The 20,435-nt window shown below is 50.6% G+C and carries 25 protein-coding genes; 22 read left to right on the top strand and 3 right to left on the bottom strand.

Going from position 1 to position 20,435, the window contains the following annotated elements:
- Nucleotide 1: 1 nt before the first annotated feature.
- From rlmB to CR46_RS0112285, 8 genes are all read left to right on the top strand, one after another.
- Nucleotides 2-799, top strand: coding sequence for a 23S rRNA (guanosine(2251)-2'-O)-methyltransferase RlmB (gene rlmB, locus CR46_RS0112320; RefSeq protein ID WP_030073322.1), 798 nt, complete (start codon nt 2-4; stop codon nt 797-799).
- A 212-nt stretch (nt 800-1,011) separates the two neighbouring features.
- On the top strand, nt 1,012-1,392 hold the full coding sequence (gene rpsF, locus CR46_RS0112315; protein WP_030073320.1) for a 30S ribosomal protein S6: 381 nt from the start codon (nt 1,012-1,014) through the stop codon (nt 1,390-1,392).
- Nucleotides 1,393-1,425: 33 nt separating this feature from the next.
- Nucleotides 1,426-1,653, top strand: coding sequence for a 30S ribosomal protein S18 (rpsR, locus tag CR46_RS0112310; protein ID WP_009097135.1), 228 nt, complete (start codon nt 1,426-1,428; stop codon nt 1,651-1,653).
- Nucleotides 1,654-1,665: 12 nt separating this feature from the next.
- Nucleotides 1,666-2,517: a hypothetical protein gene (locus CR46_RS0112305; protein ID WP_030073317.1), complete on the top strand. Its 852-nt coding sequence runs from the start codon at nt 1,666-1,668 to the stop codon at nt 2,515-2,517.
- Nucleotides 2,518-2,532: 15 nt separating this feature from the next.
- Nucleotides 2,533-2,979, top strand: a complete 447-nt coding sequence (gene rplI, locus CR46_RS0112300; RefSeq protein WP_030073316.1) for a 50S ribosomal protein L9 — start codon at nt 2,533-2,535, stop codon at nt 2,977-2,979.
- A gap of 293 nt (nt 2,980-3,272) precedes the next feature.
- Nucleotides 3,273-4,661: a replicative DNA helicase gene (gene dnaB / locus CR46_RS0112295; RefSeq protein ID WP_030073314.1), complete on the top strand. Its 1,389-nt coding sequence runs from the start codon at nt 3,273-3,275 to the stop codon at nt 4,659-4,661.
- A gap of 66 nt (nt 4,662-4,727) precedes the next feature.
- The gene (locus CR46_RS0112290; RefSeq protein ID WP_009721685.1) at nt 4,728-5,021 is read left to right on the top strand and encodes a hypothetical protein; all 294 of its coding nucleotides are present in this window, start codon (nt 4,728-4,730) and stop codon (nt 5,019-5,021) included.
- Between the two features lie 175 nt (nt 5,022-5,196).
- Nucleotides 5,197-5,499 carry a DUF6482 family protein gene (locus CR46_RS0112285; protein WP_030073311.1) on the top strand — a complete coding sequence of 101 codons (303 nt, stop codon included), beginning with the start codon at nt 5,197-5,199 and terminating at the stop codon, nt 5,497-5,499.
- Nucleotides 5,500-5,525: 26 nt separating this feature from the next.
- Here the strand turns inward: CR46_RS0112285 and CR46_RS0112280 are convergent, their stop codons facing one another.
- Nucleotides 5,526-5,921 (bottom strand): thiol-disulfide oxidoreductase DCC family protein, encoded by a 396-nt coding sequence (locus tag CR46_RS0112280; protein ID WP_030073310.1) that lies wholly within the window; start codon nt 5,919-5,921, stop codon nt 5,526-5,528.
- Nucleotides 5,918-7,498, bottom strand: a complete 1,581-nt coding sequence (locus CR46_RS0112275) for a cryptochrome/photolyase family protein (RefSeq protein WP_030073309.1) — start codon at nt 7,496-7,498, stop codon at nt 5,918-5,920. The genes CR46_RS0112280 and CR46_RS0112275 overlap by 4 nt, the downstream gene beginning before the upstream one ends.
- 112 nt (nt 7,499-7,610) lie before the next feature.
- On the opposite strand from CR46_RS0112275, the gene hemH reads away from it, so the two are divergent.
- The 13 genes from hemH (at nt 7,611) to rloA3 (ending at nt 19,001) form a co-directional block, all read left to right on the top strand.
- Nucleotides 7,611-8,690 (top strand): ferrochelatase, encoded by a 1,080-nt coding sequence (gene hemH, locus CR46_RS0112270; protein WP_030073307.1) that lies wholly within the window; start codon nt 7,611-7,613, stop codon nt 8,688-8,690.
- A 195-nt stretch (nt 8,691-8,885) separates the two neighbouring features.
- Nucleotides 8,886-11,234, top strand: a complete 2,349-nt coding sequence (locus CR46_RS0112265) for a putative monovalent cation/H+ antiporter subunit A (protein WP_030073305.1) — start codon at nt 8,886-8,888, stop codon at nt 11,232-11,234.
- Nucleotides 11,227-11,658, top strand: a complete 432-nt coding sequence (locus CR46_RS0112260) for a Na+/H+ antiporter subunit B (RefSeq protein ID WP_030073303.1) — start codon at nt 11,227-11,229, stop codon at nt 11,656-11,658. Before CR46_RS0112265 ends, CR46_RS0112260 begins: the two co-directional genes overlap by 8 nt.
- Nucleotides 11,659-11,676: 18 nt before the next feature.
- Entirely contained in the window at nt 11,677-12,024 is a 348-nt protein-coding gene (locus CR46_RS0112255; protein ID WP_030073299.1) for a Na+/H+ antiporter subunit C, read from the top strand.
- On the top strand, nt 12,021-13,622 hold the full coding sequence (locus CR46_RS0112250) for a Na+/H+ antiporter subunit D (RefSeq protein WP_030073297.1): 1,602 nt from the start codon (nt 12,021-12,023) through the stop codon (nt 13,620-13,622). The genes CR46_RS0112255 and CR46_RS0112250 overlap by 4 nt, the downstream gene beginning before the upstream one ends.
- A complete protein-coding gene (locus tag CR46_RS0112245; protein WP_030073295.1) occupies nt 13,619-14,092 on the top strand; it encodes a Na+/H+ antiporter subunit E in 474 nt (157 codons plus the stop codon). The genes CR46_RS0112250 and CR46_RS0112245 overlap by 4 nt, the downstream gene beginning before the upstream one ends.
- Complete coding sequence (locus CR46_RS0112240) at nt 14,092-14,361, top strand: MrpF/PhaF family protein (RefSeq protein ID WP_009721695.1); 270 nt, start codon at nt 14,092-14,094, stop codon at nt 14,359-14,361. Before CR46_RS0112245 ends, CR46_RS0112240 begins: the two co-directional genes overlap by 1 nt.
- A complete protein-coding gene (gene mnhG, locus CR46_RS0112235; protein ID WP_030073293.1) occupies nt 14,354-14,758 on the top strand; it encodes a monovalent cation/H(+) antiporter subunit G in 405 nt (134 codons plus the stop codon). Before CR46_RS0112240 ends, mnhG begins: the two co-directional genes overlap by 8 nt.
- 178 nt (nt 14,759-14,936) lie before the next feature.
- Nucleotides 14,937-15,158 (top strand): DUF2256 domain-containing protein, encoded by a 222-nt coding sequence (locus CR46_RS18185; protein ID WP_320055266.1) that lies wholly within the window; start codon nt 14,937-14,939, stop codon nt 15,156-15,158.
- Complete coding sequence (locus CR46_RS0112230) at nt 15,151-16,572, top strand: DASH family cryptochrome (protein ID WP_030073291.1); 1,422 nt, start codon at nt 15,151-15,153, stop codon at nt 16,570-16,572. The genes CR46_RS18185 and CR46_RS0112230 overlap by 8 nt, the downstream gene beginning before the upstream one ends.
- Nucleotides 16,573-16,621: 49 nt before the next feature.
- Nucleotides 16,622-17,068: a DUF3429 domain-containing protein gene (locus tag CR46_RS0112225; protein ID WP_030073290.1), complete on the top strand. Its 447-nt coding sequence runs from the start codon at nt 16,622-16,624 to the stop codon at nt 17,066-17,068.
- A gap of 68 nt (nt 17,069-17,136) precedes the next feature.
- On the top strand, nt 17,137-18,393 hold the full coding sequence (locus CR46_RS0112220; RefSeq protein ID WP_030073288.1) for a lytic murein transglycosylase: 1,257 nt from the start codon (nt 17,137-17,139) through the stop codon (nt 18,391-18,393).
- 53 nt (nt 18,394-18,446) lie between these two features.
- Nucleotides 18,447-19,001: a retropepsin-like aspartic peptidase RloA3 gene (gene rloA3 / locus CR46_RS0112215; protein ID WP_030073286.1), complete on the top strand. Its 555-nt coding sequence runs from the start codon at nt 18,447-18,449 to the stop codon at nt 18,999-19,001.
- 55 nt (nt 19,002-19,056) lie between these two features.
- Here the strand turns inward: rloA3 and CR46_RS0112210 are convergent, their stop codons facing one another.
- The gene (locus CR46_RS0112210) at nt 19,057-19,767 is read right to left on the bottom strand and encodes a 16S rRNA (uracil(1498)-N(3))-methyltransferase (RefSeq protein WP_030073284.1); all 711 of its coding nucleotides are present in this window, start codon (nt 19,765-19,767) and stop codon (nt 19,057-19,059) included.
- 134 nt (nt 19,768-19,901) lie between these two features.
- On the opposite strand from CR46_RS0112210, the gene phaR reads away from it, so the two are divergent.
- Nucleotides 19,902-20,366 (top strand): polyhydroxyalkanoate synthesis repressor PhaR, encoded by a 465-nt coding sequence (gene phaR, locus CR46_RS0112205; protein WP_030073282.1) that lies wholly within the window; start codon nt 19,902-19,904, stop codon nt 20,364-20,366.
- Nucleotides 20,367-20,435 lie beyond the last annotated feature (69 nt).

The following is a 20,435-nucleotide window of genomic DNA, read 5'->3' as shown; positions in this document are numbered from 1 at the left end:
CATGAAATCGTCGTCGTCTCGACGTGGCTCGCGTCCAGCGGTACGTACACCAGATGGGTTAGATCAAGTGTATGGCGTTCACGCCCTTGAAAGCCTGCTGGAGCGGGGTGAAACGCCCCGTGAGCTGTGGGTGCAGCAGGGCTCTGGTAACCGCTTGAAAGAGTTGGTTGCTAATGCTCAGTCCCGTGGTGCGCATGTTAAAGAGCAGTCGCGTGACCTGTTGGATCAGCTTACGCAGGGCGCTGCTCATCAGGGCGTTGTAGCTTTTTGCCCCCCGCTGGTTCCCGAAGGGGAGGAGTCGCTATGGCTGAAGCTGCGTGCATGGCAGGCTTCTGCACCGCCGTTATTGTTAGTGCTGGATGGTGTTACCGATGTGCATAATTTCGGTGCGTGTCTTCGCAGTGCTGATGCAGCGGGTGCTCATGGAGTGATCGTGGCGAAGGATAAAGCTGCACCGCTGAACGCGACGGTGCGCAAAGTAGCGTGCGGTGCTGCTGAAGTGGTGCCTGTGTATCAGGTCACTAACCTGGCTCGTACGCTTGCCAAGCTTAAAGATGCCGGTGTGTGGATTACTGGCACGGCGGGTGAAGCTGACGCAAGTGTGTTTGAGATTGATATGACTGGCCCAACGGCATTAGTGATGGGAGCTGAAGGGAAAGGTATGCGTCGGCTAACTAGAGAAGCTTGCGACAACTTGGCAAAGCTGCCTATGGCGGGTCAAGTCTCCAGTTTGAACGTCTCGGTGGCGACGGGTATTTGTTTGTTTGAAGCTGTTCGTCAGCGGCAGCTTGCAAGTTAGTCCCTGTCCCACTAAAATGCTTGCGCCCGTTTATCCTTAAGCGGGTGCTCGTATTAGTTAATAGTGAATACGAAAAACAGTTCTGCTTGATGCCCCAGACAACATCGTTCGCGGTGAGTAACGGGCACTTCAGTTAACTCCTTGCTTCCCTGTCGTTGCTGAGACATTTGTCTCAATGCACATCGGAAGCTGTCAAACCGCAAGGAGATTCCATGCGTCATTACGAAATCGTGTTTATGGTCCACCCGGATCAGAGCGAGCAAGTGCCGGCTATGGTCGAGCGCTACACCAGCATCGTTACCGAAAACGGTGGCACTGTGCATCGCTTGGAAGATTGGGGCCGTCGTCACCTGGCTTACCCGATTAACAAGATCCACAAAGCCCACTACGTGCTGATGAACGTCGAGTGCACCGGTGAGACTCTCGAAGAAATCGAGAACATCTTCCGTTTCAACGACGCTATCATTCGCAGCTTGGTTGTTCGCTGTAAAGAAGCGATCACTGAAGCTTCACCGATGATGAAGCCGGCAGAAGAGAAGCGTCCGCGTCGCGAAGATAGGCCGCGCGCTGAAGAAGCTGAAGAAACTGCCTGATTTTATCCACCGCACGTTTTAAGGAGCTAGTCCATGGCACGTTTTTTCCGTCGCCGTAAGTTTTGCCGCTTCACCGCTGAAGGCGTCAAGCAGATCGACTATAAAGATCTCGACACGTTGAAGGCTTACATCACCGAAACCGGCAAGATCGTTCCGAGCCGTATTACCGGTACCAAAGCACGCTATCAGCGTCAGCTAGCGACTGCTATCAAGCGTTCGCGCTACCTGGCACTGCTGCCCTACTCCGATAGCCATCAGTAAGCGTTTAACGTGATGCTGGCACTGGCAAGATGGCTCATGCAGAGCACGCCTTATGCCATCGGCGGGGCAGCATTAGCGACGCTAGTGCCTTGGCTGTTCTGGTTAGGGGCAGCCATTGCTGCGTTAGTTACTTTGCGAAAAGGCTTCGCGCCTGCACTGCCGGTAATTATCGCTGCAGCACTACCTGCAGGTTTTTGGTGGTCTCAAGGTGACGTCATTCCACTTGCTAGCGTACTGCTAGTAACCCTGATGGCGGTTATCTTGCGTGAGAGGATGCGCTGGAGTGAAGCATTAATCGTTGGCACATTAGCGGCAGCGGTAATGGTTCAGCTCGGCATCTTTAGCCCGCCAGGTGGAACACAGCTGATGCTGGAGCAGCTGCGAGAAAGCTCGACTGAGATTGATCGCATGCTGACAGAGTTTGCTAACCAAGGTATTGATGCGCCGACACTCGCCGCTATGGTGATTGGTGGAGTAACCGGCTTAGTAGTACTGTTAGCCGCTATTGCGTGTTTAGCCCTAGCGCGAAGCTGGCAGGCTGGGCTTTATAACCCAGGCGGCTTCCGTGAAGAGTTTCACGCATTGCGCCTATCCCCTAAAGAGCTCGCTGTTTTAATCGTGCTTGGTGTAGTGGGTATGGTGCTAGGCGCGCACGCTCTGGCAATGCTTGGATGGATTCCTCTGCTGGTCGCTGGTATTGCGTTAGTGCATGGGTTTATTGGAATAAAGGGGATGAACGGGCTGTGGCTGGTGGCATTTTATGTGCTGCTGATCACGACCTGGCCCACGATTCTCATTGTGCTGCTGTTGGGGCTGATTGATACATTCGCGAACGTTCGCGCACGCCTTGCCCGCAGCAACTGACAAGAGGTTTACGAGATGGAAGTCATTCTGCTCGACAATATTGGTAAGCTGGGCGGCCTGGGTGACAAAGTCACTGTAAAGCCCGGTTATGGTCGTAATTATTTGGTACCTTACGGCTTAGCCGTACCGGCCACCAAAGAGAACGTTGAAGCATTTAAAGCCCAGCGTGCTGAGCTTGAAGCCCAAGCCGCCGAGCGTAAAGCAGAAGCTGAAGCGCGTGCTGAGCAGCTTAACGACATCGAACTGTCGTTGGTTTCTAAAGCAGGTGATGAAGGCAAGCTGTTCGGTTCTATTGGTCCTCGTGACCTGGCCGATGCGATTTCCTCTGCTGGCATCGATGTTGCCAAGAGCGAAGTACGCATGCCGCAAGGTCCGATTCGCCAGACTGGCGAGTACGACATCGCACTACACCTGCATGCAGATGTAGATGCGGTTGTTCGCGTGGTTGTTGTCGCAGAGTAAACGCTCTCGCCAACGCTGACGCCTCAAAGGGCGCGGGACTTCCCGCGCCCTTTGTTTTTTGAAGTAGGTTTTTTAAAGTAGGTTTTTTTAAAACAAATTTTTAAAACAGTTGTGACTCGTCGTTAAGGAGTAACGACTGAGTATGTTTACTTCTAGGCGTTGGTCAAAAGTATGTGCGCTGTTTTGGTGCGTTTTTTTGAACGTCGCTTAGCGTCGATGTACCGCTTATGGTGTATCTGAGGTTGCGCTAAGATAGTGAACGTCGTTGGCTATGTTATTTAAAGGAGCTCGCTATGCAGGACCTGCCATCTGCTGATCAGGAAACGGCAGCGCTAAAGCTGCCGCCGCATTCTCTTGAAGCGGAGCAGTCGGTGCTTGGTGGGCTAATGCTGGACAACCAGGCTTGGGACAATGTGTCGGAGCGGTTAGTGGCAGACGATTTCTACCGCTATGAACATCGCTTGGTGTTCAACGTGATGATTCATCTAGCCGAATCTGGTCAGCCGCTGGACGTTATTACATTATCAGAAGCGCTGGAAGCGCGTGATCAGCTAGATACAGTAGGTGGTTTGGCGTTCCTGGCAGAACTTGCGCGTAATACGCCTTCGGCCAGCAATATTCGTGCTTATGCCGATATCGTTCGTGAGCGGGCGACGCTGCGTAAGCTTATCCGGGCGGCCAATCAAATTGCTGATGGGGCATTTTCGCCCCAGGGGCGGCCTGCAGATGAATTGCTCAATGAAGCTGAACGGCTAGTGTTTCAAATTGCCGAGGAGCGGCCGAAAACCGGCGGCCCTATTGGCATGAGTGAGCTACTAACCAAAGCGGTTGATCGTATTGATGAGCTGTTCAATCTAAAAGGTGAGATGACCGGACTTTCCTCGGGATTTCGTGACCTGGATGAAATGACGTCCGGCCTGCAGCCTTCGGATTTGGTGATTATTGCCGGACGTCCGTCTATGGGTAAGACCACCTTTGCAATGAACCTGGTTGAACATGCGGTGATCTCTAGCGACAAACCGGTGATGGTGTTTTCCATGGAGATGCCCGCTGAGTCGCTGATGCTACGGATGCTGTCGTCACTAGGCCGAATTGATCAGACTCGCGTGCGCTCTGGCCAGTTGGAAGACGAAGACTGGCCGCGGCTTACCTCAGCAGTCAATTTGCTCAAAGACAAGCAGCTGTTTATAGACGACACCGCAGCACTTTCGCCTAACGAAATGCGCTCGCGTTTACGCAGGGTAGTGCGTGAACACGGTAATATGGCACTGATCATGATTGACTATCTGCAGCTGATGCAGATCCCCGGTTTTTCTGAAAACCGAACCGGTGAGATTTCGGAAATATCCCGTTCGTTGAAGGGGTTGGCAAAAGAGTTTCAGTGTCCTGTTGTGGCCCTTTCACAGCTTAACCGTTCGTTAGAGCAACGCCCCAATAAACGTCCTGTGATGTCGGACTTAAGGGAGTCGGGTGCGATCGAGCAGGATGCCGACGTGATTGCTTTTGTTTACCGAGATGAAGTGTATAACCCCGATAATCCTGATAACCAGGGGATTGCTGAGCTGATTATCGGCAAGCAGCGTAACGGCCCGATTGGGACGGTGCATATGGCGTTTATTGGTAAGTACACGCGCTTTGAAGATCTAGCGCCTGATAGCTATGGTGAAGCTTTCGGTGATTAACTTGAGCGTCAGGGGGGAGAACGTATAATGCTCCTCCCCGACGAAACAGATAGACAGGAGTAGCAAATGGCAGGTGGTTTTAGACGTGGCAACCGTAAGCGTCTTCCAAAGTTAGAAGGCCGTGGGGAGTTGCAGTCGCTAGAGCGTGAAGGGCCATTTAAAGAGTGGTTGGGTATGCCTGACCTCTACCGTTACTTCCTAGTGGTCGAAGGGGAAAAATATAGCTACCAGACTGAGGATTCGGAGCTGCCAGTCACCGTGGGCGATAAGGTGGTTTTTCGTTATAAGGAAACCAAAGGCGGCAACTGGATTGATCGCAACTCGTTAGGTAAGGCCATCGACCCATCTGAATATCAATAATTCGATGAATATGTTGATGAAAAAGTTGATGAATTCTTGGCTGAATAGTTGATGGTTTGGTCAGGAACTCTCTTGTGATGTTGCCGTCATAGCTAGTTAGTGTAAAGGTAATAAAATTGTCATGGGGTAACGTCATGCTGTGCCCCATGATAATTAACAATCATAGGAGAGCATCATGGAACTGAAAGAACTGAAACGGTTTGTCGCAGGGCACGACAACTTTGAAATACGCGTCATTACTCATTCTGGTAGCCGTTTTTACCAAGTTGAACTTGAAGATGTTGAGGGTGAGCGGCACATGCTAACTCAGCGTAACAAGCCAATGCTGTTTCGCTCATTAGACGATGTCTACCTTGAGCTAAAGCGCGCTGGCATCCATCGTGCTTACTTAGTTCAGCATGTGCCCCAGGATGAAGTGATTGGTCGTGATGCGCATTACAGCTCGCCACTGACATCGCGTATGCCGCTGGTATTTTAATTTTAACCTGATCTTCTTTTATTCACTTATTTAGCGGCACGTTTTTCCCACCACTGCCCCAGTCGAACGCGGCGACGGGCAAAAAAACGATAGCCTGCATCCATTATCCCCCGTAGGCCTGGTAAGCAAGATAGCCACACTAGCCACCGGTAGCCCAACACCGCATAAAGGGCCCGGCTGGCATCCATCCCGATATACCAACTTCCCTTGCTGTCTCTTACATGTAGCAGTCCCATCATGTCACCAAAGGTGCGTCCAACATCGGCAGCGTTGAAGTTTTCATCCTGAATATCCACTAAGGTCACGCGCTCTTTATGGCGATGTTTTGCAAGCCATGCGACTTCTACGCGGCAAAAGGGGCAGTGACCATCGTGGAATAGGGTGACTGGTGAGTTGGCCTGGAGTGTCGAAAAACGGCTCATTGAGTGTCCTTTGCGTTATAACCTTGGGTATGGTGCGCTTGGCCGTAGCCTTGGCTGGTCGGTAGTGAGGCTAGAAACTGTTCCGCCTGCTGACGCATCGCCTCACGCTTTTCGTCTTTCATGCGTGAGAGAGAGCCATAGATTAGTTTCATGCGCGGGTTACGGTTTAGCTGCTCAGCGTTGGTTTCCAGAAAATGCCAATAAAGGCTGTTAAATGGGCAGGCTTTTGGGCCAGTTACCTGCTTTGGGGAGTAGCGACAGTGCTGGCAGTGGTCAGACATTTTGTCGATATACTTGCCGGAAGCGCAGTAAGGTTTGGAACCCATTAGACCACCATCGGCATGCAGCACCATGCCCAACGTATTGGGCAGCTCGACCCATTCGCAGGCATCGGCATAAACCGCCAGGTACCAATCGCAGAGTGCTTCAGGCTTCACGCCGCAAAGTAGGGCAAAGTTGCCGGTTACCATTAAGCGCTGAATATGGTGTGCATAGCTGTTGTCGATGGTCATTTGAATAGCGCGCTGTAAGCAACGCATATCAGTATTTCCATCCCAGTAAAACGCAGGCAAATCGCGTTCAAAACCAAGCCGGTTTTCACGCTTATAATTCGGCATGTGTGTCCAGTAAAGCCCACGAACATACTCTCGCCAGCCAAGTATCTGACGAATAAACCCTTCAACAGCGTTAAGGGGGGCTTTGCCATCGTAATACTGCTGCTCAGCGGCTTCGCACACTTCTTGAGGGGTTAACAGACCGATATTGAGCGCCGCCGATAGCCTGGAGTGATACAGAAACGGTGCGGCGTCGCTAATTGCATCCTGATAGCGGCCAAAATCGGCCAGGCCGTGGTTGAGAAAGTGCTTCAAATCCACCAGCGCCTGTCGGCGGGTGACGGGGAGGTTGAAGTTATCCAGGGAGCCCATATGGTCGCTAAAATGGCGCTTGGCGTCGTTGAGTGCTTCCTTGGTGAGCGCATCTTGTGTGTGTTGGGGTAGCGCTGGAAAACTGAGGGTTGCATCAATCGGTTCGCGGTTGTCGTGGTCGAAATTCCACTGGCCACCCGCAGGTGCATCGCCTTCCATTAACAGGCCGGTTCGTTTGCGCTGCTCACGATAAAAATACTCTAAACGGAGTTGTTTACGACCGTGAGCCCAGTGAGCGAAGTCGTCGGGTGTGGTAAAGAAACGCTCATCTTCTATCAGTTGCCAGGGTAGGGTAGCCTGTTGGCGCTGGCGCATGGCATCCCATAATCGCCACTCGCCGGGTCTCGTTACGTGTATTTCACTGCAGCCATACTGGGTTGCAATACGTTCGGCTTCTTCGATGAGCGAATGGGTATTGTCGGGATCATCAAGGCGGGTGTAGTGCACGGTATAGCCTTTATCCCGTAACGCTTGGGCAAAATGTCGCATGGCGGCCATGAATAAGCCGATCTTATGTATATGGTGAGGCACATAACGTGCTTCTTCGCTGACTTCACATAGGGCGACCACCGCGTTGTTCGGCGCATCGCGCAAGGTTGCCAGGGAAAGCGACAGCTGATCGCCAAGAACAAGCAGTAAAGGCTTATACATGAGTTTGCCTGCAGTTATACAAATAATGTTGATAGTATAACTTTATGCCGCGGCTTTGCCGAAAAGTGTTAAGATTTTGCCAACTATTAAAAGTACCTAAGGAGTTAGCGACATGGTCGATAGTGTTGTGAAAGATCAGCCGGGCGAAGGGCGTTTGGTTCATGCCCCTAGTGACCACCCTGCGGTTCCTCCTGCCAAGGTGGGTGTGGTTCTGGCCAACTTGGGCACCCCGGATGCAACTGACTATTGGTCCATGCGTCGCTATCTCAGTGAGTTTTTGTCTGATAAGCGCGTTGTTGATTACGCTAACTGGAAGTGGCAGCCGCTGCTGCAGCTGATTATTTTAACCAAGCGGCCGTTTTCTTCTGGGCATGCTTATAAAAGTATTTGGAACAACGAGAAAAACGAGAGCCCACTGTTGACCACCACGCGTGCGCAAACGGAGAAAATGGCCGAACGTTTGAAGGCGCTCTATGGCGATAACGTCGAAGTTGATTTCTGTATGCGCTACGGCAATCCGTCGACCGAAAGTGTGCTCAACCGTATGAAAGAGAAGGGCTGTGAGCGGATCGTCTTTTTCCCGCTATATCCCCAGTACGGCTCGCCCACCACAGCGACGGCAAATGATCAGGCATTCCGCACGCTCATGAAAATGAAGTGGCAACCTTATATTCGTACAGTGCCCGCTTACTTTGAGCACCCAGCCTATATTCAGGCGCTGGCAAACTCGGTACAAGAAGCTTATGACAGCTTTGAAACTCGTCCCACCAAGCTGGTGGCAAGTTACCACGGTGTGCCGGAGCGCTACTTGTTAGAAGGTGACCCCTACCACTGTCAGTGCCAGAAAACGACGCGCTTGATGCGCGAAAAGTTGGGGCTGAGTAAAGAGGAAGTGGACACTGCGTTTCAGTCGCAGTTTGGGCCCGAAAAGTGGGTAGGCCCGCAAACCGTTGATCATGTAGCTGAGTTGGCTAAGCAGGGGCACAAGCATATTGCGATTATGTCGCCGGCTTTCTCTTCTGACTGTGTCGAGACGCTAGAAGAGATAAAGGAAGAGATTCACGATAGCTTCATGGAAGCGGGCGGCGAGACGTTTAGCTACATCCCTTGCTTGAATGACCGGGATGACCATATTGAGGCGCTATTGGCGGTTGTAAACAACGAGTTGTTAGGTTGGCTTTCTACTACGTAAGGATTCATCTTGTCACAAGCCGCCAAGGTACCTAACCACGGCGGCTTTTTTTATGGGTCCTAGATTTCTAGAAATTTGACCAACCTTGGTATAAGGTCTGTGCATTAAAAATCACATTTATTCAACGTTAGGGCCGTTCGATCTTGCTGCTGCCTTAGAGTTAACTGAAACGTTCTTACAGGGAGAAACCACCGGATGCAATTCGCTGTTTTAATGGGCTTTGTGCTGGCAGCGTCGTCGCCTTTTCTCAACCGCTGGTTTGGAGAACGGGCAAGCCTAGCGCTGGCACTGTTTCCTGCCCTAATGGCTGGCTGGCTGCTCAGCCTAGCGCCGGTCGTCATAAGCGAGGGATCATTACTGCTGGAGTGGGCATGGGTGCCGTCTCTAGGCATCAGTCTAAGCTTTTTAGTTGATGGGCTTTCCTTATTATTTGGCCTTTTGATTACAGTGATCGGTACCTTCGTGCTGATTTATGCCGGTGGGTATTTAAAAGGCCATGACGATATCGCACGTTTTCACTTAGCGCTTGTAGCGTTTATGGCCTCTATGTTGGGGTTGGTGCTCGCTGATGGGCTGCTGACACTCTTTGTCTTTTGGGAATTAACCAGTATCACGTCTTACTTATTGATTGGCTTTAACCACTACGACATGGAGGCTCGGAAAGCCGCACGCCAAGGGTTGTTCGTCACTGTCGCGGGTGGACTAGCGTTGATGGCAGGCCTTGTGTTCCTGGGAGTGGCTAGCGGGAGTTGGTCGCTTTATGAAATAAGCCAAATGGAAAGCGATCTTCGCGACCATTCGCTTTATACCCCTATGCTTATTTGCCTGCTGTTGGGAGCTTTTACAAAATCAGCTCAGTTCCCTTTTCATTTTTGGTTGCCCAACGCGATGGCGGCACCGACACCAGTCTCGGCCTATCTGCACTCAGCGACCATGGTAAAGGCAGGTATTTACTTACTGGCCCGTTTGCAGCCAGAGCTCGGTGGCACAGCGCTGTGGGTGGGAATACTGTCAGTGGTCGGCGCGACCACCATGTTAACGGGGGCTTTCTTAGCGATTCATCACACTAATATCAAAAAGCTACTGGCCTATTCCACCATTATGGCACTGGGCACGTTAACCATGCTGTTGGGCATTGGTTCTGAGTACGCTATGACGGCATTTGTTACCTTTTTACTTGCTCATTCGATGTATAAAGGGGCGCTGTTTATGGTTGCCGGTATATTAGACCATGAGACAGGTACCAAAGACGTTACTGCCATGGGTGGGCTGAAGTCTGCCATGCCAATAACCGCGGTGATTGCCTGTGTGGCGGCGCTGTCGTTGGCTGGTGTGCCGCCGCTTTTTGGGTTTATTGGAAAAGAGTTAATGCTAGAAGCAGCGTTAGGCGCAGAGCGTTTTAAAATACTGTTAGTTTTGTTTGCCTTTTTAGCTGCCATTCTGACGATAGCCGTGGCCATCATCATAGCGATTCGCCCCTTTTGGGGGCAGTTGCATACCACCCCAAAAGAGCCCCATGAAGCGCCTTTTAGCATGCTAATTGGGCCTGCTGTGTTGGCGCTTGGTTCGCTTTTGCTAGGGTTGGCACCCGCCATTCTGGGGGCTGATGCGTTACTTACATCAGCCGCAACAGCGGTGGCAGGTGAGCCACTATCGGTGACACTGTCGCTCTGGTATGGCATCAACATGGCATTGATCATGTCGATTGTTAGTCTTGGGCTAGGCTTTTTCCTGTTTAAACGCTGGGACGGGGCCCGTAGCAAATTAGCGATGCTGGTGCCCGTCATGCGCCATGGCCCCGAAGCGGGTTACGAAGGTTTAATGAATGGCATTGTGCGATTTTCTGAATGGCAGACACGCTTGCTGCAAAACGGCTACATGCGCAACTACATTCTTGTCATGTTAGTGGTGCTTATTGCCCTGATTGGAAACTCGATATTGGTTCGCCACTCTCCCCAGCTGGCCTTGACGCTGGACGTGCGTTTCCATGAAGTAATTGTCGTTGGCACGATGGTGATGGGTGCGTTGTTTGCGACCATTTCCCGCTCACGTCTTGGGGCGGTGGTGTCAGTTGGCATTATGGGCTTCTCGATTGCGCTGATCTTTATTCTTTTTAGTGCCCCGGACTTGGGTATTACCCAGCTATTGGTTGAGACCATGACGGTTATCTTATTGGTCTTGGTGCTCTTTCGCTTGCCTCGCTTTTCAAACCTCTCCACCAGTTTGGAACGTATCCGCGATGGTAGTGTGGCTGCGATGATGGGGATTTTAATTTTTCTACTGATTATGACCGCCTGGAGTATCAATCAGTTTGAGCCAATTTCAACATATATGGTCGAGAACAGTGCTCCCTTGGCTTATGGCCGTAACATCGTAAACGTCATTTTGGTGGACTACCGTGCTCTCGATACGCTAGGCGAAATGTTTGTACTTGCTCTCGCTGCAATTGGGGTAATTGCCATGCTTAAGCTTCGCCACGGCGGAGATGAAAACAAAGCAGCAGAAGGCGAAAAAGCCAGTATTAAGGAGCCGTACGATGGTTAAATCAGGCACCATCATTCTCAATACTGCGGCACGTTTTTTGATGCCGCTACAGCTGATGTTTTCAATTTTCTTGTTGCTGCGTGGACACGATGAGCCAGGTGGTGGGTTTATTGCTGGTCTGGTGGCAGCTGGGGCTTTCACGCTTTATCTGTTTGCCTTTGGCGTCAGTGCCACTAAAGAGGTGCTACGCATGGTTGATCCCCGTGACTTAATTGGGGTGGGGCTATTGCTAGGCATGATTTCAGTCGTACCTGCTTGGTTTATGGGACAGCCGTTTTTAACCGCTCAGTGGTGGACTATTCCCGTGATTGATTTTAAAGCATCTACACCGCTCATTTTTGATGTGGGAGTGTACTTTGCTGTGCTTGGTTCGGTCATGGGTATGGTGATGGCGTTGATGGAGGTGGATAAGGATGAACCTTAATAACTCAGGAGGCCCCATATGGAACCGCTAATGGCACTAGCGATTGGGCTACTCTATGCCGCCGCTATTTTTATGATGTTACGCCGCTCTATTGTTAAGTTAGTGATTGGTCTATTGCTGCTGTCTAATGGCGCTAATTTGCTGATTTTTACTACGGCAGGCATGACCCGCGGAGCACCACCGTTAATTCCGGAAGGGATGCTACAACCATTGGGTGAGGTAGCGGATCCGCTACCACAGGCCGTTGTACTAACGGCAATTGTGATTGCATTTGGGGTGCTGGCGTTTGCTGTCGTGTTAATTCGCCGTGCCTACGAAATCGTAAAAGCAGATGATCTGGACAAAATGAAGGATACCGACACGTGAGGCCTGAAGTTGCACTTCCCGTCCTGTTGCCACTGCTTTCTGGGGCGCTTTCACTCCTGTTTTGGCGCTCTCGCCCCGTACAGCGTTTTATTGCGGTAGCGGGTAATGTGGCACTGCTGCTTGTCAGTGTATGGCTATTTGTTGCTGTGTTAGCTGATGGTTACATTACCATGCAGATGGGCAGCTGGCCGGCGCCGTTTGGAATTACGCTCGTTGCCGATATGTTGAGTGCCGTCATGATTTTAATGACAGGCATCATTGGCTTGGCAATGGGTATTTATTCGCTGGCTACCACGGGGCGTGGCCATGAAAAGTTTGGCTATTACCCGCTGATGCACCTGTTGTTAGCAGGGGTAGCGGGGGCTTTTTTAACTGGCGATATTTTTAATCTGTATGTCTGGTTTGAAGTCATGCTGGTGGCGTCGTTTGCGTTGTTGATTCTGGGTGGTGAGCGAGCGCAGATGGAAGGGGCTATTAAGTACGTCACGCTTAACCTGCTTGCATCGGTGATTTTTTTAACAGCAGTGGGGCTACTATACGGCACGGTAGGCACGTTAAACATGGCTGATATAGCGCTGCGCATGGATGAGGCAGAACATAGTGGCATGGTCGAAGTGCTTGCTGTCATGTTTATGGTGGCCTTTGGTATTAAAGCCGCCGCCTTCCCACTCTTTTTCTGGCTACCTGCTTCCTATCATACCCCGCCAGTAGCCGTATCGGCGCTGTTTGCTGGCTTGCTGACCAAGGTCGGGGTGTATTCGTTGTTTCGCGTATTCACGCTTATTTTTGATCAGACAATGGGGTATCTGCAGGACATTATGCTTTGGGGAGCCGTGCTGACGATGGTCACCGGTGTGCTTGGTGCTGCCGCTCAGTATGAGTTCCGTCGCATTCTCTCATTCCACATTGTTAGCCAGATTGGTTATATGATTCTTGGTTTGGCACTTTATACACCCCTAGCGATTGCTGGTGGGGTATTCGCTATCATGCATAACATTATTGTTAAAACAAATCTGTTTCTGATCAGCGGTATTACCCATCGTTTACAAGGCACTTACCAGCTTAAAAAGATGGGAGGCCTTTATCGCGAACGGCCTTGGTTAGCGGTGGCCTTCTTTATTTCGGCATTTTCGCTCGCAGGCATTCCGCCCCTATCGGGCTTCTTTGCCAAGTTCGTGCTGGTTCGCGCTGGCCTTGAAGCAGAAGCTTACGTAGCGACAGGGTTTGCACTGGCGGTAGGAATTATGACGCTTTATTCCATGGTGAAAATTTGGAATGAAGTTTTCTGGAAGGCGCTGCCGGAAGACAACAATGTACCCGCCTCACACACGTCTGTCGGAGATGATGGACGTTTATTAAAACCAAGCCTGTGGATGATGTATACGCCAGTTATTGTGCTGGCCATGATGTCACTATTAATAGGTGTTTTCGCTGAACCCATCATGCAAGTGATGACGCTTATTGGTGAGCAGCTGATGACACCGTCAGGTTACATTGAGGCTGTACTAGGTGTGTCTGCTAGCGCCGAAGCAGCGATGCTTGACCCGATTGAGTTACAGGCCGAGCAGTTAGGCGACCGTACGGAGGACTCCCCATGACCGGTGCGATTTGGAACCTCTTGCTCGGGCTAGCCTGGGTGCTGTTAAGTGGAGACTTCACGGGGCTTAATTTGTTAGTGGGGATGATTTTTGGCTACATCGCATTGCTATTAATCGAGCCTCAAGTCGAGGCGTTGAAAGGTTATCCGGCTCGTGTGCCGAGAATTATTGGTTTTATCGGTTTTTTCATTAAGGAGTTAGTGCAGGCTAACCTACGCGTTGCATTCGATATACTGACACCGCCTTGGCATATGAAACCAGGCGTTATTGCGCTGCCTCTTTCTGCTCGTACCGAAATGGAAATTACTATGGTTGCTAATTTGATTTCGCTAACGCCGGGCACATTGAGCCTTGATGTCTCTGATGACCGAAAAGTGCTCTATATTCATGCGATGTTTTTAGATGATGAAGAAGAGCTTCGAAATAACTTAAAAGAAATGGAGCACCGTGCCTTGGAGCTATTTCGTTAATGGATACCGTTATTTTGATTAGCCAGATCATTATGGGGCTAGCGCTAGTGCTGACCTTTGTGCGTGTTGTGCGAGGCCCTAGCTTACCTGACCGTGTTGTTGCACTTGAGTTGTTCTCCACCACGGTGGTGGGGCTTGTGGGGGTTTATGCAATTCAGTCGGGCGTGGCAAGCTTTCTGGATGCCGCTATTGTGATTGCCTTGATGGGGTTTTTAGCAGCGATTGGTTTTGCACGCTTTCTAGAACGTGGGGGCCCGCGGGATGATTGAGTTTATCAAAGGCACACTGTTGATAACGGGGTCGAGCTTTATGCTACTCGCTGCAATTGGTTTGCTGCGGCTACCAGATCTGCTAACACGTATGCACGCAACTACCAAGGCGGCAGCGCTTGGTGTGATCTTAATTATGTTGGCTGCAGCCATGCACTTTGCCGAAGTTGGCATTGTTGCGCGCTCGTTCGCTATTATTGTTTTTATTTTAATAACAGCACCGATTGCTGCCCATGTGATTGGCAGGGCAGGCTATTTTGTTGGCTCACGCCTCTGGAGCGGTACCGTAAAAGATGAGTTAAGGCCCAACTATGATCCGCTGACTCACGAGCTTAAAAGCGGCCTTGAAACCCATGAAAATGCCAAGCGGCACCCCCGCACTACAGACCCTGATTGACCACAGCGGGCCGGATTAACTCTTTCCCTTGCGTTATAGAATAGCGATTCGCTGCGGTATTCACTATTGAAAAGCCATCCACTCGGATGGCTTTTTTATTGCGCGCACTAGAGAAAAGGGGCTGAGCGTCAGAAACAAACGTGTCAATTTATGTACAATAGTTATACTGTGTAGGATAATGTGTCTATGTTTTTATACGTGGCGTGCAAACGTCAGGCAGCGAGATACTCCTATGCAACGCAAGCAAGATTTACCGCAAAAAGATTGCGTTCAATGTCAGCGTCCTTTTACTTGGCGGAAAAAGTGGGCGCGCTGCTGGAATGAAGTGCGCTATTGCAGTGAACGCTGCCGTCGCGAAGCCAAGCAGCAAAGCACACCAAGGAGGCAAGTGCATGACTAGCACGACTGATATTGTATGGCTTCAGGATAATTTGCGGATAGCGGATAACCCTCTACTACATTTCAATACCCCTCCAGAACAGTTGCTTTGCCTTTATGTGCTAGATCAGCGATGGCTCGAGCCGGCGCTTGAGGGAGATGACACCCCTAGGCTTGGACCAGCTCGCCTGCGTTTTTTATGGCAAAGTTTGATGGAGCTACGTGGTGAGCTGTTACAGCGCGGCAGTGATTTGTTAGTTCGCATTGGCGACCCTGCCAGTATTGTACTGGAAACAGCCAAAACGCTAAGTGCACGAGAAGTTCGAGTAGCAGTCCATTCGGGATATGAAGAATCGCAGCATATCGAGCGTGTTGCTGAGCATCTTCCATCGGGTTGTCAGCTTTTTTGCGCTGATAGTGGTTATTTGATTTCTGAAAATGAGTTGCCCTTTGCGTTGAATGAACTGCCGCCAAGCTTTTCGGCATTCCGACGCCGTATAGAAAAACATTGCGAATTTTCTGAACCGCAACCTGCACCAGTGACACTGCCACCCTGGCCAGACGCAGCGCCCAGAGGGTTTCCTCCTTTAAAGGCCGTTTGCGAAGAGAGTGCTGACTGGCAGCCGGATCAGCGACAAGGCTTTGTATTCGTTGGGGGTGAGCTGGCTGCCCGTGACCGCTTTCAACAGTATCTCTGGCGTCAAAACGGTGCGGAATCTTATAAGAAAACCCGTAATGGGTTACTGGGTGCAAATTTCTCGACGCGTTTTTCTCCTTGGTTAGCACGTGGCTGTTTGTCCGCGCGTCAGGTGCATCAAGAAGTAAAAGCCTGGGAAGCGATAAACGGCAGCTGTGAATCCAGTTACTGGATAGTTTTTGAACTCTTGTGGCGTGATTATTTTCACCGAGCGGCCCAACTGGAAGGCGCTGCGCTATTTGGTCATGAAAAATTGCCGCCTGCTAACAAAGCATTTAATGCGTGGCGCAATGCTACAACCGGCGTGCCATTTATTGACGCTGCCATGCTGGAGCTTAAATACACCGGTTGGATATCTAACCGAGCCCGCCAAAATGTCGCCAGTTTCCTAGTGAAAGATCTGAACGTCGACTGGCGTCTTGGGGCGTGGTGGTTTGAGCACTGTCTGATTGATTATGATGTGGCAAGTAACTGGGGTAATTGGCGTTATGTGGCTGGAGTTGGTCGTGACCCCCGTGAAGACCGTTATTTTAATGTACTAAAGCAAGCAAGCCATTATGATCCTAAGGGGCTTTACGTCGCCTACTGGCTACCTGAATTAGCGACGTTGCCAATAGGATTAGAGCGACAACAACCCTGGCGTGTAGCGCCTTCCAGGTTTGGTGTGCCCTATGTAGAGCCAAGCGAGTGGCAACGCTGGCTAGTAGCTAAAACAGAACTTCAAGAAACAGATGAGTAATGTTTCACTTAGGTACTGACAATAGCGTTCAAGAAGTGGATTTTGAAATATGAGAGAGGTAAGTAGTGACTGCCGCGTTGCTTGGTTTCTTGGTCTTGCAGGGTTAATTCCTTTTGTTGCCGGGGGCGTGATCGCTTGGTGGGGATCTTCTGCTTGGCAAGTAACAGCGGTGTATGGATTTAGCTATTACAGCGCAGTTATTTTGTCTTTTCTAGGGGGTGTTCATTGGGGAAGTGCTCTTCAAGTACCGCGCCCAGACAACCGCCGACGTTTGTTTATCGCTATGGTGCCCAGCTTAATCGCTTGGCCTGCATTATTATTCAATGTGGTGACAGGGTTATGGGTGTTGCTAGCAGGCTTTATTTTAATCGGTGGTTACGATCTTAGTCGCGATGGGCGAGAAGGCTTTCCTGCTTGGTATTTTAAACTGCGTGGTTTGCTGACTGGGGTCGTGGTGGCATTTCACCTGATTGTTTTATTGCGGCTTGGTGGGTAAGACTAGCATCTGCCGTGTTTCTGAGCCATTATCGGAAACACGCCAAGGATTGCCAAGAGATTAATGCTATGTCTTTGAAAGATAAAGGTTCAATAAGTATCCGTCCCGCATTGTGCTTATCACTTGCATTAGCGGCGAGTAGTGTTCCGCTAAGTGCTAGCGTAGCCGCTAATCAGCAGCTAATGAGCGAAGTGGATGCACGCGCAGCCGAACAAGTTAGCTACGCCAGTTTTAACCAGTGGTTAGCTGATTTTCGCCGCTACGCTGCACAGCAAGGAATTAGTGAGGCAACGCTTACCTCTGCGTTTGATGGGCTTCGCTACCGTGAACGGGTGATTGAGCTTGACCAGTATCAGCCAGAGTTTGTTCGTCCTATTTGGCAATACCTTGATACAGCAGTTTCCAGTACACGGATTAATAACGGGTTAGAAAAGCTTGCGGCTCATCGCGATACTGCTCGGCAAATGCAGCAACGCTATGGCGTTCCTGCGGAAATTATCGTCGCCATTTGGGGTATCGAAAGTAATTATGGCAGTAATTTTGGTGACTTCTCGACGCTTGAGTCACTGGCAACACTTGCTTACGATGGCCGTCGGCGTGATTTTGCACGGGGCGAACTGTTAGCGGCTCTACGGATTATTGACCAAGGTGACATTGCCGCTGAGCAAATGAAAGGCTCTTGGGCGGGCGCCATGGGGCATACGCAGTTTATACCCAGCAGTTTTGAAGCCTATGCTGTGGATGGCGATAATGATGGCCGTCGAGACATATGGGGCAGTATTCCTGATGTCATGGCATCTACCGCTAACTATCTTGCGCGGGCAGGCTGGCAGGCTGGACAGCCCTGGGGCGTGGAAGTCAACTTGCCTGACTCGTTCGATTACTCACAAACGCAACGGCGTAGCAGTGCTGAATGGGCGTCACAAGGCGTGCGTCCGATAAGTGGCGAACTTCCTAATTTTGATAGCGCTGCGGTGATTGTGCCCGCAGGAGCAAACGGCCCAGCATTTTTAGTAGGGCCTAACTTTCGGGCAATTTTGCGCTATAACAATGCCACCAGTTATGCTCTAGCCGTGGCTACACTGGCAGATGCTATTGCGGGACGTGATGGCATTAAAGCGTCTTGGCCAAGAGACCAAGCTCCGCTGACACGTGATGATGTACGTACCCTGCAGCAACGTTTAAATAATGCTGGTTATTCAGTAGGAACTGCGGACGGCATCATGGGACCCAATACACGTGAAGGGTTACGCGCTTTCCAACGTGACCAAGGACTCATTCCGGATGGCTTCGCGACACAGGCGCTGTTAGAACGGTTGCGTTAATGGTTTATTAGGTCTTTGTAGTTATTTAAATTTCTTACCAAGGACGAAATGTAATGAGGAAAACTTTTCTGGGTGTTCTGGCTGCTAGTGCTGTTGCCGGTGCATTACTAGTGAGCATGGTTGCTCAAGCAGATGATAAGGTATTTGGCTGGGTTGAAAATGCATTAATTGAGCCTTGGGGTATCGCTGTGAAAGCTAAGCTAGACAGCGGTGCACTGACTTCTTCGCTAGACGCACGTGATATCGAAATGTTTGAGAAAGAGGGCGAAGAGTGGGTTCGTTTCCGGCTCAAGCTAGAGGATCAGGAGAGCGGTGAAACATTTAGCGATCAGATCGAACGCCCCCTCTATCGCGAGCTAGCCGTACGCGGGGCAGGTGGTCGTGATGAGCGTCCGGTGGTGCTAATGGACGTGTGCATGGGTAATACAGTTTATGAAGAGCAGTTTAGCCTGCGTGATCGAGAAGAGATGATTTATCCTCTTCTCTTGGGGCGTCGTACGATTAGTCACTTAGGATTGTTGGATGTGCGTGCTACTTTTCTTCAACAACCAGAGTGTGGGGAAAACGCGGCTTATGTCCCCCACGACCCTGCAGACGAGCAGTCTTAACGCCTGTTTTTTGAGCCTATAGCGCTCGTTACCCAGCAAAAGGCGTAGCGAAGGATTAAAAAAGTCGGGATAACAGCGCGGTTACGGCCGTTTCTACCCGTAAAATGCGGGGGCCTAAGTGTATGCCCTCGCAGCCTGCCTCAAGTAGTTTTTCAACTTCCCAGGGGATAAAACCGCCTTCCGGCCCAACGAGAAGCAGTATTTGCCCGTCAACCGTCCGCGGGCAGGCGTTCGGCATGCCAGGGTGTGCCATCAAGCCGCGCCGTTCTTTTAATAGTTCAGGCAGCTGTTCTTCTAAAAAGGGGCGAAAACCTTTGCATAGCGTCACTTTGGGCATTTGTGTGTCCCGCGCTTGTTCAAGGCCAAGTACTAAGTGGTGGTGAATTTTCTCCGTGCGGAGTTCGGGAGATTGCCAGTAGCTTTTTTCCACCCGTTTAGTGTGTAGCAGTGTAATATTTTTTACACCAAGGGCAGTGACATGCTCTAAGGTACGTGCCAGCATTCTGGGCCGAGGAAGCGCCAACACTAAGTGTACTGGCAGGGGCGGTGGGGGCGGCTCGTTCAAGCTTTCTAATGTGAAAGTTGCCTGGATATCGTTTAGTTCGGTTAGCTGTGCTTTCCCCATTTGCCCCCCCTGCAGGCCAACGGTGAAGTGATCTCCTATACAGGCGCGGTGTACCTCGCGTAAATGGGTGATACGTCGTGCGTCAGTAAGGTAAGCATAAGCTCCCTTCACTTCGCTCGGATTAAGCAGAATCAGATTCATGATTGTCGTCTATTGGTCATAAGGAAGACACGTCTAACGGTACTAATCCGTTAAGCTGGCTTGCATAGGCGCATGTTGCAGGCACAATAGCAGCAATGGCGACAAAGCCTCTACCGCGTTTAAGGAGATGCGCTGTGCGCGTAATTCGTAAATATGCTAACCGTAGGTTATATGATACTCAGCAAAGTCGTTACGTGACGCTTGAGGATCTGCGGCGTTTGATTATTGAGGAAGAACCCTTCCGCGTCGAAGATGCTAAAAGTGGGGAAGATCTAACGCGAACTATCTTGCTGTCGATCATTATCGAACAAGAGCAGGCTGATAGCGATGCTGAGGTCTTCTCGAACGATCTGCTTGCCCAGCTGATCCGTGTTTATGATATGTCATCACCTTTACCGCTGGCACGCTATTTAGAGCAGGGTACCCAGCTCATGCTAGAGCAGCAAAAGCGCATGCAAAGCCAATGGCAACAAGCAATTCGCCACTCTCCCATGGAGTTTATGCGCGAATTGGCGGAAGAGAATATGCGCTTTTGGCAAAAAACGCTTAATCAGCCTAATCAAACGGATGAAGACGATACGCCGGATAAAAGCTCGTAACGCCGCTGGTTGAGACGTTGTGGCATAATGTGGCTGATTAATTCGATGACGCTCTTAACTGCGCTCAAC

This window comes from Vreelandella neptunia, from assembly GCF_000712975.1.
Classification (GTDB): domain Bacteria; phylum Pseudomonadota; class Gammaproteobacteria; order Pseudomonadales; family Halomonadaceae; genus Vreelandella; species Vreelandella qaidamensis.
Note: the sequence above shows the minus strand (reverse complement) of the source record. Positions and strands in the feature narration are given on the sequence as shown.